Raw genomic sequence first — 16,377 nt, forward strand, 5'->3', positions numbered from 1 at the left:
CTCGATGCTACCCGCGGCCGGTGACAACGTCGGGGTGAGAAGCGCCGCGCGCGGCCTCGACGCCCCGGTCGCGCCACAGCGGCGAGGTGACCCGATGCAGTGCCCACGCGACCGGCAGCGCGATCACCGTGGTGACCGCGAACGCCGCCGCGGTCGATCCGGTGAACACCGAGTAACCCAGCAGGTCCATGACGAGCTCCAGGACCATTACGTGCACCAGGAAGAACTCGTACGAGATCTCACCGAACCACACCATCGGCCGGCTACCGCACAGCCGTGACCACCGGTCCTCGCCCCCGCCGACGGCGAGCGGGCCGATCAGCGCCAGCGCGACCACCAGGTACAGGGTGTGCTTGACCAGCGCCGCACCGGCGTCGGACGGGACGATGGTCGGCTCCCCGGCCACCGCGGAACCGGTCACCAGGAAGGCGGCCGCCGCGACGGCCACGCTCGGCAGCGCGGGCCACCGGCTCAGCAGCCGCCCCGCGACGGCCAGCATCATGCCGCCGACGAACCAGCTCGCGAACGCCGGCGGCCACATGCGCGCGGTCGGGTCGGCGCCGTCGGACCCGTGCACGATCACCGTCCACAGCGGTGAGATCAGCAGCAGTCCGCCCAGGCACACCAACAGCAGGTCGGGACGCCAACGATCGCGGCAGACCAGCCGGGCGAGGGGCCACGCCACCAGCGGCAGCACGACGTAGTACGCCACTTCCGCGGTCATGCTCCACATCTGGGTGAGACCGGTGTGCAGATGCCCCAGCCCGTAGACCTGCGTGAATGTCAGGTTCCGCCACAGGCCCGACCATCCCTGCCCGAAGTCGGAGGGGTCGTCGCGGACCAGGTAGACGAGGTAGACGGCGACGACGGTGAGCCAATACGCGGGAAGGATGCGCCGCGCCCGATGCCACGCGTACCGGCCGGGCGCCGGGTAGCGCGGCGCGCGGTCGGGGCGGGCGTCGTGCAGCGCGCGCACCCACGGCGAGAACAGCAGGTAGCCGGAGAGGACGAAGAAGAGCGCCACGCCGATCTCGAAACGCGACAGCAGTCGCCCGAGGTAGTCGTCGGCGTAGTGGCCGGTCCAGTAGGCGGCGTGGGTCAGGCAGACGGCGAGCGCGGCGACGGTCCGGATTCCGGTGAGGGCGGGCACCCGGCGCCGCGTGGGGTCGACGACGGCGGCGCCGGTGCGTGCGGGGTTCAGATCCAGCCCCTGTCCCGGGCGATGCGCGCCGCTTCGGCGCGGGTCGACGCCCCCGTCTTCCCGATCGCCGACGACAGGTGGTTGCGCACCGTGCCGGCCGACAGGTGCACCTGGCCGGCGATGGTCGCGACGGTCGCACCCGACAGGGCGGTCGCGAGGACCTCGCACTCGCGCGGGGTCAGCGGATTGTCGCCGCTGGTCAGGCTCTCGGTGGCCAGCGTCGGGTCGATCACGCGCAGACCGGCGTGCACGCGCCGGACGGCGTCGGCCAGTTCGGCGGCCGGGGTGTCCTTGACGACGAATCCGGACGCGCCGGCGTCGATCGCGCGGCGCAGGTAGCCGGGACGGCCGAAGGTGGTGACGATCAGCGATCGGACGCCGGGCAGCGTCCGGGCGAGCGCGGCGGCCGCGGCGATCCCGTCGGCGCCGGGCATCTCGATGTCGAGCAGGCACACCTGCGCTCCGCTGCGGCGAGCCGCGTCGACCACCTCGTCGCCCCGCCCCACCTGCGCGACCACTTCGAGATCGGGCTCCAGGTCCAGGAGTGCGGCGAGGGCGCCTCGGACCAGGGCTTGGTCGTCGGCGATCAGCAGTCTGATGGTCTGCACCGATCCCCGCCCCTTCTCGTCGACCGATCGAACCGTCGCCGTCCGTGCGCTCCCGGCTCGTGAACCAAACCTACCGCGCAGTCGGTGCCGGCACGCCGGCGTCCTGGCTCGTCTCGTCGGCGAGCGCCAGGACGGTGTCGAGGAGGCCGGGGAAACGCCGGGCGAGATCGGCGCGACGCAGTTCGCTCATGCGCGCGGTGCCGACGTACGTCTGCCGCACGATGCCGGCTTCACGGAGCACCTTGAAGTGGTGCGTCGACGTCGACTTGGAGACGGTCAGCGGGATGGCACTGCACGCCATCGCCGTCGAGTTGTCGGCGAGCGTGGTCACGACCTGCAGTCGCACCGGATCCGAGAGGGCGTGAAGCACCGATTCGAGCGTGACATCCTCGATCGCCGGGTGCTCGATCGTCCGACTCGCCGTTGCCACGCCCATCGCTCTCTTCCGGAGACGTCGACGTGACCGACTCACCTCGACTAGTACGTAAGCAATCGTACTAGCCCGGCGACGGGCGGACCGTGAGACCACCCGTCTCGTTAGTTCGACAAACGTCGTACTAAGGTCTAGCTTGTTAGTACGGCACCTGTCGTACTAACAAAGTCTCCCACGATTGGACTCCCCGATGGAACTGCTCAGCCCCACCCGACTCGGCGCCCTCGAACTCCCGAACCGCATCGTGATGGCACCGATGACGCGCAGCCGCTCGCCGCAGACCGACGCCACCCCGCAGCAGGCCGAGTACTACCGCCAACGCGCGGGTGCGGGCCTGATCGTCACCGAGGGATCGCAGGTCAGCACAGTCGGCCAGGGGTATCCGTTCACCCCCGGCATCCACACGCCGGCCCAGCGCGACGGCTGGCGGCAGGTGACCGACGCCGTGCACGACGCGGGCGGCCGAATCGTCCTGCAATTGTGGCACGTCGGACGGATGGGCCACCCCGACATCCACGGCCGCACCCCGGTCGCGCCGTCGGCACTGCGGCCCGGCGTGGACATCTTCACCCCCGCCGGAGCGCAGCCGGTGCCCACGCCGCACCAGCTGACCGACCACGAGATCGCCGAGACGGTCGAGGACTTCGCCAGAGCGGCCCGACTGGCTCGCGAGGCCGGCTTCGACGGCGTGGAGATCCACGGCGCCAACGGCTACCTGATCGACCAGTTCCTGCAGAGCGGCAGCAACCGGCGCACGGATCGATACGGCGGCTCCGCGGCCGCCCGCGCGCGACTGCTTCTGGAAGTCGGCGCGGCGGTGGTGGCGCAATGGGGACCCGGCCGGGTCGGCATCCGCCTCTCCCCCGGCGGCACGCTCAACGGCATCGGCGACGACGACCCCGTCGAGACCTTCGGCTACGCCGCCGAATCCCTCAACGCCCTCGACCTGGCGTACGTGCACGTCGTCGAGAGGCAGCCGGCGCCCACTCCGGACGCCCTCGACCTGGCCGGCGGCGCCACCGCCCTGGTCCGCCGCCACTACCTCGGTTCGATCATCACCAACGGCGGCCACACCCCGGAGTCGGCCGAGACGGCACTGACGACCGGCGCAGCGGATCTGGTCTCGTTCGGGCGCCCCTTCATCGCCAACCCCGATCTGCCCGAACGCATTCGACACGGGGCCGAACTGCAGGCGCCCGACCCCGCGACCTTCTACGGCGGCGGAACCGAGGGCTACCTCGACTACCCGACGCTGTCGGGAGCACACGGCTGAACCTCCGGTGAGGGCCGCGGCGCGTTCCACACCACCGCCGCGTCCCTCACTGCGTCGCTCCCCCGACGGCCGCCGACACCGTCGTCCCCGCCTCGTCCGAATCGACGGTCAGCCGGCCGCCGGCGGCCTCCACTCGCTCGGCCAGCCCGCGCAGACCGTTGCCGTACTGCAGCAGCGGCGAGCCCCGGCCGTCGTCAGTGATCGTGATGGAGTCATCGCTGAGCGTGACCTCGCAGCGAGCGGCGCCGCTGTGCCGGACCACGTTGGTGACGGCCTCGCGCAGCACCCAGGCGAACAGCGGAGCGTGCGGACCGTCGCACTCGGCGACGTCGGGCAGCGTCGCGGCGATCCCGGCGGCACGCAGCGCACTCTCGGCGCCGGCGACGACGCTCCGCAGTTCGGGAGCACGCAGGTTGCCGACGGTCGCGCGGACTTCGGCCAGCGCGTTGCGGGCCAGCGCGTTCACCTCGGTCAGCTCGGCCCTGGCCCGCGCGGGATCGACGTCGAGCAGCCGCCCCGCCAGCTCCGACTTCACGCTGATCACCGTCAGTGAATGGCCGAGGACGTCGTGCACGTCGCGGGCGACGCGTTCGCGTTCGGCGACCACGGCCAACTGCGCGTTCAGTTCACGCTGACGCTGCGCGGCGCACTCCTCGGCACGCTGGCCGTCGCGCAGGATGCGCGTGAAACCCATCGTGATGCCGACGACCACCATCACCACCAGGAAGCCGGTGTCGAGGGCCCACCCGAAGACCTCGGGCACGATGATCGCGGACGCGAGCACGATGCCGACCCCGAGCAACGACTGCCACGCCTTCCACGGCGCGGCGAAGGCGAAGGCCGCCATCACGAAGGGCGCCACCGAGAACGCCGAGGTGTCGATGAACGGCATCATCGCGATCATCAACGCGACGAGTGTCGCGATCGCGACGGTGCGCCAGACCGGTGAGGCGTCGTCGTCGAACATCGCGTACACGCACAGCAGCAGGTAGACCACGATGAACGCGGCGAGCATCGCCAGGACGACCGTCTTGACCACCCACCCCGCGTCGGAGGTCAGCACGCCGACGATCGGGTAGCCGGTGAACAGCAGCCAGACGGCGCCGAACATCCACCGCCCGCTCCGCCACGGCGACGCGGGCGGAGCGGGCGGTGCGGTCACGGTGTCTCCCTGAAGTGTGGATCGATCACTGTCGGCGCGTGCTGCGCGTGTAGAAGTAGCTTGCCGCAACCGCGAACGCCACGGCCCAGAAGACGGTGTTGGCGATGATCACCGCGAGGGACACGTGCACACCGTACGCGGTGACGCCGTGGTCGAGCGGATAGCGCGCCAGCGAGACGATGCCAAACATCGGGGTGAACTCGGCGACCCGCAGCAGGGCGCCGTTGAGCGGGACGAAGACGTTCCCGGCGAAGGCCAGCAGCGCGAGGACACCGCCGAGGACCTGCATGGCGCCGTCGGACTTCAAGACGCTGCCCAGCGCCAACCCCAGGGCGGCGAACACGCCGGAGCCGAGCCAGGCGAGTAGCAGACACGCCACCCAGGTCCCGACCGGGGCGTGTGCGCCCGACGCCGCCCCGACCGCGGTCAGCACCGCCACCGGCAGGGCGCTCATGGCGAGCGCCAGCGCGACCTTGGTGGCGACGTACCCGGCCGGACTCAGCGGCGTCATCATCAGCGTCCGGGTCCAGCCGGCCTGCTGTTCGAGGGAGACCGCCGCCGAGTTCGACGCGGCGGCGAGCACCGCGCCGTACAGCGCCATCCCGATCAGGACGTAGAACGCGACGTCGCCGTCGCCGACCTTCGTCGACCCGGACTGGGCGGCCCCGAAGACCAGGTACAGCAGGGCGGGCATGGCGACGGTGAAGATCAGCGCGCGGCGGTTGCGCAGCACGCGCCGGATGTCGTTGCGGAGATAGACGGCGGAGGGGCGGTGGGCGACGAGTGCGGTGGTCATGGCGTGCCTTTCGGGAGTGCGGGTCAGGCGTCGGCGGTGAGGGCGACGAACGCGTCTTCGAGGTTGTGGGCGGCGATCTCGACGTCCTTGGCCCGGGTGCTGGTGAGAAGGTGCCGGGCCAGCGTGTCCGAATCCGCCAAGGACAGATGGAGGCGTCCGCCGCGCCGCTCGATCACCTGCAGGGACGGGAAGACGCGCTGCAGTCCGGGGAGGGCGTCGTCGTCGAGCACCGCGGAGACGACGCGGCGGCTGGAGCGGGCGCGGATGTCGGCGGTGGAGCCGTCGGCGACCACGCGGCCGTGAGCGATCATCACAATCCGGTCGGCGAACGAGTCGGCCTCCTCGAGGTAGTGGGTGGCGAACAGGACGGTCCGGCCACGGCGGGCGTCGGCGCGCATGGCGGCCCAGAAGGCCCGGCGCGACTCGACGTCCATGCCGGCGGTCGGCTCGTCGAGCACGATCAGGTCCGGATCGGGCAGCAGCGCGAGAGCGAACTTGAGCCGCTGCTGTTCGCCGCCCGAGCAGCGCGACACCTTGCGGCCGCCGAGGTCGGCGATCTCCGCACGCGCCATCACCGCGTCGATGTCGGCGGTGCGGCCGTGCAAGGCGGCGACGGTGGAGACGGTCTCGGCGACGGTGAAGTCGTCGAGCAGTCCGCCGGTCTGCATGACCGCGGCGATGCGCCCGTCGCGCGCGGCCCGCCGCGGATCGCGGCCGAACACCCGGGCGGTGCCCGCGTCGGGTGCGGTGAGGCCGAGGATCATGTCGATGGTGGTGGTCTTGCCCGCCCCGTTGGGACCGAGGAAGGCCACGACTTCGCCGGGCTCGACGGTCAGGTCGAGGCCGTCGACGGCCCGGACGGGCTCGCCGTGCGCGCCGCGGAACTGTTTGCGGAGGCCGGTCAGCACGATCGCCGGAGCGTGCTCCAACGGGATTCGCTCCGGGCTCGGAGGTGTCGGGGTGAGGTGCGCGGGGGTGAGGTGTCGCTGGGTCATGACATTCACTGTCGTCTCGATCCGGTGCGCGTACCCGGAGCAGATGTCACCTTCTGTCCATGACGTTTGTCATGGCTGCGCCGCTGGCGGTGGCACCCTTCCCGACGGCGCAGCGCTCCCCCGCCCCGCTCCCCCCGCCGACCGCGTCAGTCGGCGCGACGCGGCTCCTCCGGCACCGACCGCCAGCTCACCGAGGTGACCGCGGGCTCCAACGACAGCCTGCTGACGGCCGCTTCCATCGCCTTGTCGTCGCGGCCCTCGTCGGAGACCATCGTGGCCCGCACCTCGACGGCGCAGTCGGCCGCATTGCGGCTCCCGACCGACTGCAGGTGAAGGTGCGAGCGGGTCAGCGCGTCGACCAGCATCACCCGGACGGTCGGCTCCATCTCGTCGCTGGTGACCGCCACGAACTCGTACTTGCTCGGGCTCTCGCCGGTCCCCGCGTCGGGGACGCGGTCGACCACGTGCCCGACCGAGCGGAGCACGGTGTTGACCGCGATCACCACGACGGTGCCGAAGCCGGCGATCAGATAAAGCCCGGAGCCGGCGAGCGCACCGACCGCCGCCGAACACCACAGGGTGGCGGCCGTGTTGAGGCCGCGGACGGTGAGGCCGTCGCGCAGGATCACGCCCGCGCCCAGGAAGCCGATCCCGGAGACGATCTGCGCCGCGACGCGCGTCGGATCGCCGCCCCCGAATCCCTCGGCCGACAGCACCACGAACAACGCCGAACCCACCGCGACCAGCGCGTTGGTCCGCAGGCCCGCCATCCGCGCCCGGTACTGGCGTTCGAGCCCGATGAGCGTGCCGAAGCCCGCGCCGGCGAGAACGCGGAGGGCCATGTCGAGCGTGAGGTGCATTCGTCGGTCGCCTTCTGGTCGAGGGATCTTCCGCCGGAAGGTCCCACGCGCGCGGGGACCTCGCAACCGCTGGCGGGAAAGGCGTGAGTCGGACACCATCTGCGACTCGACGTTGCCCAGGTCACAGCGGCCAGGCACAATCGGAGTACTAAGTCCCTACGACAACGGTCTGGAGAGGCGCGCGATGAGAGAAGGCACATCCGTGTCGACTCATGTTCGGCGTGCCTACGAACAGTTCCTCGCCGGCCAGACGCCCGCCGACGACACTGTCCGGTCGCTGGTCCGCGAGTCGTGGGAACGGTCCCGCAACAGCGGCATCGACCCGGACGAGGCCGACCCCGGACACGACTCGGGACCGCTGTCGGACGCCGACTTCGAGGCCTACCGCGCCACCCACCGTCTGGCCGCGGTCCGACCGCTGGTCCAGTCGCTGATGCTCGACGACATCGCCGGGTCGGGGGTCGTCGTGGCCCTCACCGACAAGCAGGGCCGACTGCTGTGGGTGGAGGGCGACAGCAGCGCCCGGGACGCCGCCGCACGCATCAACTTCGTCGAGAACTCGGTGTGGAGCGAGGAGACCGTCGGCACCAATGCGCCCGGGCTGGCGCTCACCGTCAACCGCGGCGTCCAGATCATCGGACCCGAGCACTTCTCCGGCCCCATCCAGAAGTGGAACTGCGCGGCCGCGCCCGTGCACGATCCCGTCTCGGGCGAGTTGCTCGGCGTCATCGACGTGACCGGCGGCCCCGCCGCCGCGGCCCCGTTCGCGCTGGCCGCGGTGCGGTCGGTGGTGGCCGCCGTCGAACGCGAACTGCAGTCGCGCGCCGTCGACCTGGGTGCGCCCGAGACCTTCGCGCCGGCCCCTGCCACCCGCAGGCTCACGGTCCTGGCCGACGGTCCCGCCCAGTGGCACGACGGCGCCGCCGCCCGATCGCTGTCGCCGCGCCACGCCGAGATCCTGCTCCTCCTGCAGACCTATTCGGAGGGGCTGGGCACCGAACAGCTCGCGACCCTGCTGTCGGACGCGGGGCTGGGTGCGGTGACGGTCCGCGCCGAGATCTCGCGCCTGCGCCGCGATCTGGGCGATGTGCTCACCTCGCGCCCCTACCGACTGATCGTCGACCTCGAATCCGACATCGACGAGCTGCGTCGGCACATCGCGACCGGCGAACTCATCGCCGCCATCCGCACGCTCGGCCGTGGCGGCCTGCTGGCCGAGTCGATGGCACCCGGCGTGATCGAGATCTTCGACGAGGTCCGCGAGGACCTCCGCTCACGCATGTTCGGCACCGGCGATGTGACCGCCCTGAACGCCTGGGTGGCCTCCCCGCACGGCCGCGACGACATCACCGCGTGGAACGCGCTCGCCCAGCGTCTGCCCGCCAGCCACCCGCAGCGCGCGGTCGCCGAAGGTCGCGTCCGGCTGCTCGACCGCCGGTTCGGGGTGCGCCGGTAGATCTGCGGCGCCGTCTCGGGACCGCAGCCGGGATAATGGGCGCGGTGAAGATCGATCGGTCCGTGTTCCAGGGCGTGGCCAGACTCCGGCTCGGGCTGCATGTCCTGGTCGCGGTGCTGGCGCTGATCGTGCTGCTGCGGGCCGCGTTGCTGTCGGAGCCGCACGCCGGGTGGATCAGCACACTGACCGTCCTGTTCATCGGCGTCCAGGTTATCGGTGTCGCGGCCGCCCGCACGCGGACCGCGCGGTGGTCGTCGTTGGCCTCGCTGTCGGCGATCTGGCTGGTCCTGGCCGTGCTCGGCGCCGACGCCGCATACATCTCCTTCGGCCTGATCCTGCTGTTCATGACGGAGCTGCCGCCGGCCACGGCCCTCGTCGCCGTGACGGCGGTGACCGCGGTCAACATCGGCATCGGCGTGACTCGGGTGCCGGAGTGGGGCGGCACCGTCATCGGTTCGCTGCTGGGCGCGGTGGTCGGGATCGTCATCGGTCTCGGCTTCCGGGTGCTGTTCGACGAGACCGAACGCCGCCAGCTGTTGATCGAAGACCTGCGACGCACCCGCGCCGAGCTCGCCGTGCAGGAGCGGACGGCCGGCGAACTCGCCGAACGCCAACGGCTGGCGCAGGAGATCCACGACACCGTCGCACAGGGGCTGAGCAGCATCCAGATGCTGCTGCATGCGGCCGAGGCCGAGCCCTTGCCGCCGAGCGCCGCAACGAATGTTGCGATGGCTCGTCGTACCGCCGCCGCCGGACTGGCCGACACCCGCAGGCTCATCGCCGCGCTGGCCCCGGCCGACCTCACCGGCCGTTCCCTCGCCGAGGCGCTGCGCCGCGTATGCGGGCGGGCGGGCTCGGCGGGCGACGACATCCGGCTGATCGTCGACGGGACGTCGTACCCGCTGCCGATGGCCGTCGAATCGGCACTGGTCCGGCTGGTGCAGGGAGCCACGTCGAACGTCGTCCGACACGCCGCGGCGAACCAGACCGTGGTCACCTTGACCTATGCGGACGACGTCGTGTGCCTCGACGTCGTCGACGACGGCCGCGGATTCGACGTCGCTGTCCTCGACGATCCCGCCGCTCACGGTTTCGGCCTGAACACCATGCGGGCGCGCGTCGGGCAACTGGGCGGCGACTGGTCGATCGAGTCGGCAGCCGGCCGCACCGCGATGTCGGTGCGGTTCCCGTTGTCCGCGATGGCGGCCGACCGGTGATCCGGCTGATGTTGGCCGACGATCACCCGATCGTGCGCGCGGGGCTGCGCGCGCTGCTCGAACGCCATCCCGACCAGGTCGAGATCGTCGCCGAAGCCGCGTCCGGCGAGGAGGCCCTGGCGGTCTGCGGCGACGGCTCCGGCATCGACCTGGTGCTCATGGACCTGCGGTTCGGCGACGGGCTGTCCGGGGTCGAGGCCACCCGGCGGATCCGATCGTTGCCCGCCGCTCCGTCCGTGCTGGTCGTGACGAACTACGACACCGACGCCGACATCCTCAACGCCATCGAGGCCGGTGCCAGCGGCTATCTGCTCAAGGACAGCAATCCGGCAGAACTGTTGGCCGCGGTGCTGGCAGCCGCGCGCGGCGCGAGTGCCCTGTCGCCGGCGGTGGCGTCGAAGCTGATGAGCCGGATGCGACATCCGACGGTGTCGTTGACCCCGCGCGAGCAGCAGATTCTGGAGGCGGTGGCCGACGGCCGCTCCAACCGAGACATCGCCCGGCTGCTGTTCTTGAGTGAGGGGACGGTGAAGACCCACCTGACGAACGTCTTCGGCAAGCTCGGGGTGCGATCGCGGACCGCAGCCGTCGCTGCGGCGCGCGCCCGGGGCGTCCTGCGCGACGACGCCTGACCGCGTAGGCGACGACGAAGGCGCGCACCTCCAACGAAAGTGACAGGTCGGCCCGGATCTTCGTCCGATGTCGGCGCTCGATCGAATTGGTCGGATAGAGGCATGTGCTCTTCTCACCATCCCCTTCCCGACTCGCACTCCACTCGATCAACCGCGCCCAGCGACGCCGCGCCGCGGTCGACATTGTCGTCGACCGTCGCCGACCGCCGACTCGCCCGACGAACGGGCGACGTCCAGTGAGCACGCGAATCATGAAGGCGCTCTTCGGCTCCCGCAAACGCGCCGCCATCGTCGTGGTCATGTGGCTGCTGCTCGTCGGGGCCCTGGCCGGCATCGCACCGAAGACCGCCGAGGTCGAGAACAACGCCGCGGCCAACGATCCGCCGATCAGCGCGGCGTCGATGCAGGCCGCAGAGCTGGCGGCACGTGAGTTCCCGCAGAGCACCGGCACTCCCGCGATCGTCGTGGTCCACAGCGACGACCGCGCGCAGACCCGCGCGGCGGTCGAACGGATCGCCGCGCGCATCCACGCCGGAGACGACCCGGCGATCGGCGCGGTCGTGACCGCTGACAGTTCGCACGACCCGACACTGCGCACCGAGAACGGCGCCACCGAGCTGATGATCGTGCCGGTCATCGGCGACCCGACCGACGAATCGTTCCAGGACACCGTCGGTGCACTGCGCGACACCGTGAGTGCAGCGGCAGGCGACACCACCGTCGCGGTGACCGGCCCGGCGGGGATCATCACCGACACCGTCGAGGTGTTCCGCAGCGGCAGCGTCGTTCTCCTGCTGGGCACGATCGCGCTCGTCGTGCTCGTGCTGCTGGCGATCTACCGGTCGCTGATCCTGGTCGTCGTCGCGCTGGCCGGCGTGGGCGTGGCGATGCGGTTGGCCGAGACCGTCGGGGCCCTGATGGCCGACGCCGGATGGTTCGACATCAGCTCGCAGACCGCGTCGATCATGACCGTCCTGCTGTTCGGCGTGGGCACCGACTACGCACTGATAGTCACCTCCCGGTACCGGGAGGCGCTCGCCACCGCCGCCGACCGGCCCGCCGCCATGATCATCGCCATGCGCGGGGTGGCCGAGTCGATCCTGTCGAGTGTGTCCACGATCGTGCTCGCGATGCTGGCGCTGCTCGCCGCTGTCTCGCCGGCGCTACGCGGTTTCGGCCCGTACCTGGCGCTGGGTGTCGCATCGATGGGGCTCGTCGCCTTCACCTTCACCCCCGCGCTGATGCTGGTCTTCGGCGGCAAGGTGTTCTGGCCGATGACCATCGACTCGGCGACCACGCGCACCGACAGCAGGATCTGGGGGCGAGTCGCCGACCTCGTCGAACGCTCTCCCAAGACGGTGCTGGTCTCGGCGCTCGCCGCCCTGCTGGTGATGAGCGCGGGGATGGCCGGCTACCGAGAGAGCTTCGATTTCATCAGCGGCTTCCGCGTCGACACCCAGTCCGAGGTCGGCCGCGACCTGATCGCCGACTCCTTCGGTCCCGGCGAGATCGCCCCGTCGACGGTGTACATCACCGGCGACGATCCGATCTCGCCGGCCGAGTGGACCGCGGTGGCCGATCAGTTGTCGACCGCCGCCGGAGTGGCACGAGTCGTCGACCGCCCGACGATCAGCGTCGACGGGTCCACCGCCGCCTTCGACGTCGTGTTCACCGACAATCCGTACGGCGCCGCGGCGCTGGATCGGGTGGGTCCGCTGACCGCGACGGCCCAGCGGGCCGCGTCGGCCGCCGGAATCGTCGGACCGCGAGTGCTGGTCGGCGGTGAGACGGCGCGCGCCGCCGACATCCGAGGCGCCCTCGATCGCGACGCCCGGGTGGTGATGGTCCTGGTGCTGCTGATCGTCGCCGCGGTGCTGGCGTTGCTGCTGCGGTCAGTGCTGGCGCCGCTGTACCTGATCGCGACGCTGGTGCTCTCGGTCACCGCGACCCTGGGGGCGACCACCTTCCTGACGGTGACGCTGCTCGGCGACGACGGCATCGGCAACCGGGTCGCGGTGTACGTGTTCGTCTTCCTGGTGGCGCTAGGCGTCGACTACACGATCTTCCTGATGAGCAGATACCGGCAGGAGCTGGCCACGCACGCTCCGCCGGCCGCGCTGCGAGTGGCCCTGACCAGGTCGGGCGGGGTGATCTCGTCCGCGGGTCTGATCCTCGCGGCGACCTTCTCGGTGCTCACCACCCAGCCGATCCGCGAACTGTTCCAGTTCGGGCTGGCGATGGCGATCGGCATCCTGCTCGACACCTTCGTCGTGCGCCCGCTGCTGGTCCCGGCCATCATGCGGCTGCTCGGCGACAGGGCGCTGTGGCCGGCCGCGCCCCGGTGGTCGGTCGAGCCCGAGCCCGAGCAGACCCGGGAACCGGCGAACCGCTGAGGCCTCTCTCACCCGCTGCAACGTCGTTGCATCGTCATGCAACGTGACTGCAACCACATCGGCCGTACTGTGAGATCTACCTCACCGACGACTGTGATTCTTCTCGAAGGAGTTCCCACCATGACCGTCTACGCAAAGCCCGGTACCGACGGCTCGATCATGAGCTACGAGTCCCGCTACGACAACTGGATCGGCGGCAAGTGGGTCCCGCCTGTGAAGGGACAGTACTTCGAGAACCCGTCGCCTGTCGACGGCAAGACCTTCTGCGAGGTCGCCCGCTCGACCGCCGAGGACATCGACCTGGCCCTGGACGCCGCACACGCCGCCGCTCCGGCGTGGGGCAAGACCTCGGTCGCCGAGCGCGCCGCGATCCTCAACAAGATCGCCGACCGCATGGAGGCCAACCTCGAGAAGATCGCCGTCGCCGAATGTTGGGAGAACGGCAAGGCCGTCCGCGAGACCCTCGCCGCCGACATCCCCCTCGCGATCGACCACTTCCGCTACTTCGCCGGCGCCATCCGCGCCCAGGAGGGCGGGATCTCGGAGATCGACAAGGACACCGTCGCCTACCACTTCCATGAGCCGCTCGGCGTCGTCGGCCAGATCATCCCGTGGAACTTCCCGATCCTGATGGCCACCTGGAAGCTGGCGCCGGCACTAGCCGCGGGCAACGCGATCGTGATGAAGCCCGCCGAGCAGACGCCCGCGTCGATCCTGTACCTGATGAGCCTGATCGGCGACCTGCTGCCCGACGGCGTCCTCAACATCGTCAACGGCTTCGGCGTCGAGGCGGGCAAGCCGCTGGCCTCGAGCAACCGCATCCGCAAGATCGCCTTCACCGGTGAGACCACCACCGGCCGACTGATCATGCAGTACGCCTCCGAGAACCTGATCCCGGTCACCCTGGAGCTGGGCGGCAAGAGCCCCAACGTCTTCTTCGAGGACGTCATGTCGGCCGACGACGGCTTCCTCGACCGCGCGCTGGAGGGCTTCTCGATGTTCGCCCTCAACCAGGGCGAGGTGTGCACCTGCCCGTCCCGCGCACTGGTCCAGGGCAGCATCTACGACGAGTTCCTCGAGCGCGCCGTCGCCCGTGTCGCCGCGATCAAGCAGGGCAACCCGCTCGACACCGAGACCATGATGGGCGCCCAGGCCTCCAACGACCAGTGGGAGAAGATCAAGTCGTACCTGGAGATCGGCAAGCAGGAGGGCGCCAAGGTCCTCACCGGCGGCGAGCCCGCCGACCTGGGCGGCGACCTGTCGGGCGGCTTCTACATCCAGCCCACCGTCTTCGGCGGCAAGAACGACATGCGGATCTTCCAGGAGGAGATCTTCGGTCCGGTGCTGGCGGTCACCTCGTTCACCGACTACGACGACGCCCTGCAGATCGCCAACGACACCCTGTACGGCCTCGGCGCCGGCGTGTGGAGCCGTAACGGCGCCGTCGCCTACCGCGCCGGGCGCGACATCCAGGCCGGCCGCGTGTGGACCAACACCTACCACGACTACCCGGCGCACGCGGCCTTCGGCGGCTACAAGCAGTCGGGCGTCGGCCGCGAGAACCACCTGATGATGCTCAGTCACTACCAGCAGACCAAGAACCTGCTCGTGGGCTACGCCCAGAGCGCCAAGGGCTTCTTCTAAGCCGGCGTGAGATGACTGACTCCGCAACCGTCGCTCGCGTGGTTGCCACCGACTCCGCCGTGGAGCTCCTGACCAAGCTGTCGGAGCTTCACGGCGGGCTCATGATCCATCAGTCCGGCGGATGCTGCGACGGCTCCGCCCCCATGTGCTACCCGGTCGGCGAATACCGGATCGGGCAGCGCGACGTCCTCGTCGGCGAGGTATCGCTGCCCGAACCCCTGCCGACGGTGCGCGTCTGGATCAACGGCGACCAGTTCGAAGTGTGGAAGCACACGCAGTTGATCCTCGATGTCGTCCCCGGGCGCGGAGCGGGCTTCTCGCTCGAGGCACCCGAAGGACTCCGTTTTCTCTCCCGATCCCGGGTCTTCACCGATGAGGAGAACGAGCAGCTGGCCGGCTTCCCCCCGCTGACCGGCGCCGACCTCGACGTCTGACCCATACCGCGGCGCCCACCACCGCATCTCGCCCGGGCTTTATCCCCCCGACAGCCCGGTTCTGGCGAGTCTGCGGCGGTGGGCGTCGCCCTGTCGGCTCGAGACGCCGCCGGGCAGTGTCCGGCCCGCGTCATCGCACCAGCAGGACGCCGCCCAGCGCGATGCCCGCGACCAGGACCGTCGTCGCGGCGGCCTGCACGAACGGGCGCCACCCAACCTTGCGCATCACGCTCATCCGCACTCCCAGCCCGAGGGCGGCCATCGCGACGGTCAGCAGCACCACTTGGGCCTCGTGGCCGATCGACACCGCGACCTCCGGAAGCACGCCCGTCGAGCGGAGCACGGCGCAGCCGATGAACCCGACGACGAACAGCGGGACGATGGGCGGGCGCTTGCCCGCGTCGCCGGTCAGTCGCCGCTGCCGGATGCTCAGCACGGTCACCACCGGGGCCAGCATCATCACGCGGGCGAGCTTGACGATCACCGCGAGCGTGAGCGCACCGCCGCCGATCATGCCGCCGGCCGCGACCACCTGCGCGACCTCGTGAATGGAGCCGCCCGCCCACAGGCCCGCGACCTCGTCGGACAGTCCCATCCCGTGCGCCGCGAGGGGGATCACCGGGATCATCAGGGTCCCGAAGATGACGACGGTGCCGACCGCGGTGGCGGTGTCCTCGTCGTCGGCATCGATGACCCCGTCGACGGCGGCCACCGCGGCCGCGCCGCAGATCGACATGCCGCAGGCGATGAGCAGTCGTCGCGCCACCGGGATCCCGAGTGCGGCGCCGATGAGCAGTCCCCCGGCGATGCCGCCGCCGACGATCGCGACGACCACCAGGATCATCCCGGCGCCGAGCCCGAGGACGTCGCCCAGGACCAGTTGCAGGCCCAGGAGCGCAACGCCGATCCGCAGCAACGTCTTGGCCGCGAACGCCAGCCCCGGCGCGCCGGCCGCGGGCAAGGGGACCGTGTTGGCCACGACGGCACCGATCACGATCGCGAGCAGCAGCGGACTGACCGCGGGCACGAGCATGGTGACTCCGGTGGCGGCCAGCGCCACTGCGCCGCAGATCGCCAACCCGGGCAGCAGCGCCACGACCCGCGAGGCACCGAGACGGGAGGCGAGGGTCTTCTCGGTCTTGTGGGACTCTCGATTCAGCGTCTGTGTCATGTCATCCACCCTCGGCGACTTCGGATGCCACCGGAACCCGGAGTCTCGACATGGATGCATATCAAATCGATATGCCGATGCGTCGGGGTGCGGTACCGTTCA

At 70.6% G+C, this 16,377-nt stretch carries 15 protein-coding genes; 7 read left to right on the forward strand and 8 right to left on the reverse strand.

Annotated features, from left to right (window positions below):
- Positions 1-7 precede the first annotated feature (7 nt).
- From AAFO60_RS07250 to AAFO60_RS07260, 3 genes are all read right to left on the reverse strand, one after another.
- Positions 8-1,150, reverse strand: coding sequence for an acyltransferase family protein (locus tag AAFO60_RS07250; RefSeq protein ID WP_347955493.1), 1,143 nt, complete (start codon positions 1,148-1,150; stop codon positions 8-10).
- A gap of 47 nt (positions 1,151-1,197) precedes the next feature.
- On the reverse strand, positions 1,198-1,809 hold the full coding sequence (locus AAFO60_RS07255) for a response regulator transcription factor (RefSeq protein WP_347955494.1): 612 nt from the start codon (positions 1,807-1,809) through the stop codon (positions 1,198-1,200).
- 70 nt (positions 1,810-1,879) lie between these two features.
- On the reverse strand, positions 1,880-2,239 hold the full coding sequence (locus tag AAFO60_RS07260; protein ID WP_347955495.1) for an ArsR/SmtB family transcription factor: 360 nt from the start codon (positions 2,237-2,239) through the stop codon (positions 1,880-1,882).
- 193 nt (positions 2,240-2,432) lie between these two features.
- On the opposite strand from AAFO60_RS07260, the gene AAFO60_RS07265 reads away from it, so the two are divergent.
- On the forward strand, positions 2,433-3,515 hold the full coding sequence (locus AAFO60_RS07265) for an alkene reductase (RefSeq protein WP_347955496.1): 1,083 nt from the start codon (positions 2,433-2,435) through the stop codon (positions 3,513-3,515).
- A gap of 46 nt (positions 3,516-3,561) precedes the next feature.
- Here the strand turns inward: AAFO60_RS07265 and AAFO60_RS07270 are convergent, their stop codons facing one another.
- From AAFO60_RS07270 to AAFO60_RS07285, 4 genes are all read right to left on the reverse strand, one after another.
- Positions 3,562-4,677, reverse strand: a complete 1,116-nt coding sequence (locus tag AAFO60_RS07270) for a sensor histidine kinase (RefSeq protein WP_347955497.1) — start codon at positions 4,675-4,677, stop codon at positions 3,562-3,564.
- Positions 4,678-4,702: 25 nt separating this feature from the next.
- Complete coding sequence (locus AAFO60_RS07275; protein WP_347955498.1) at positions 4,703-5,473, reverse strand: ABC transporter permease; 771 nt, start codon at positions 5,471-5,473, stop codon at positions 4,703-4,705.
- A gap of 23 nt (positions 5,474-5,496) precedes the next feature.
- Positions 5,497-6,468, reverse strand: a complete 972-nt coding sequence (locus AAFO60_RS07280) for an ABC transporter ATP-binding protein (protein WP_347955499.1) — start codon at positions 6,466-6,468, stop codon at positions 5,497-5,499.
- Positions 6,469-6,614: 146 nt separating this feature from the next.
- Complete coding sequence (locus tag AAFO60_RS07285) at positions 6,615-7,328, reverse strand: MgtC/SapB family protein (RefSeq protein ID WP_347955500.1); 714 nt, start codon at positions 7,326-7,328, stop codon at positions 6,615-6,617.
- Between the two features lie 184 nt (positions 7,329-7,512).
- Between AAFO60_RS07285 and AAFO60_RS07290 the strand changes: the two genes are divergently transcribed.
- From AAFO60_RS07290 to AAFO60_RS07315, 6 genes are all read left to right on the forward strand, one after another.
- Entirely contained in the window at positions 7,513-8,784 is a 1,272-nt protein-coding gene (locus AAFO60_RS07290; protein ID WP_347955501.1) for a transcriptional regulator, read from the forward strand.
- 44 nt (positions 8,785-8,828) lie between these two features.
- The gene (locus AAFO60_RS07295; protein ID WP_347955502.1) at positions 8,829-10,001 is read left to right on the forward strand and encodes a sensor histidine kinase; all 1,173 of its coding nucleotides are present in this window, start codon (positions 8,829-8,831) and stop codon (positions 9,999-10,001) included.
- On the forward strand, positions 9,998-10,633 hold the full coding sequence (locus tag AAFO60_RS07300) for a response regulator transcription factor (protein WP_347955503.1): 636 nt from the start codon (positions 9,998-10,000) through the stop codon (positions 10,631-10,633). The genes AAFO60_RS07295 and AAFO60_RS07300 overlap by 4 nt, the downstream gene beginning before the upstream one ends.
- A 236-nt stretch (positions 10,634-10,869) precedes the next feature.
- Entirely contained in the window at positions 10,870-13,026 is a 2,157-nt protein-coding gene (locus AAFO60_RS07305; RefSeq protein ID WP_347955504.1) for an MMPL family transporter, read from the forward strand.
- A gap of 120 nt (positions 13,027-13,146) precedes the next feature.
- Positions 13,147-14,670, forward strand: coding sequence for an acetaldehyde dehydrogenase ExaC (gene exaC, locus AAFO60_RS07310; protein ID WP_347955505.1), 1,524 nt, complete (start codon positions 13,147-13,149; stop codon positions 14,668-14,670).
- 11 nt (positions 14,671-14,681) lie between these two features.
- On the forward strand, positions 14,682-15,104 hold the full coding sequence (locus tag AAFO60_RS07315; RefSeq protein ID WP_347955506.1) for a DUF779 domain-containing protein: 423 nt from the start codon (positions 14,682-14,684) through the stop codon (positions 15,102-15,104).
- Between the two features lie 130 nt (positions 15,105-15,234).
- On the opposite strand, the gene AAFO60_RS07320 is transcribed toward AAFO60_RS07315, so the two are convergent.
- Positions 15,235-16,275: a YeiH family protein gene (locus tag AAFO60_RS07320; RefSeq protein WP_347955507.1), complete on the reverse strand. Its 1,041-nt coding sequence runs from the start codon at positions 16,273-16,275 to the stop codon at positions 15,235-15,237.
- Positions 16,276-16,377 lie beyond the last annotated feature (102 nt).

It is taken from the genome of Gordonia aichiensis (genome assembly GCF_039946255.1).
GTDB lineage: Bacteria > Actinomycetota > Actinomycetes > Mycobacteriales > Mycobacteriaceae > Gordonia > Gordonia aichiensis_A.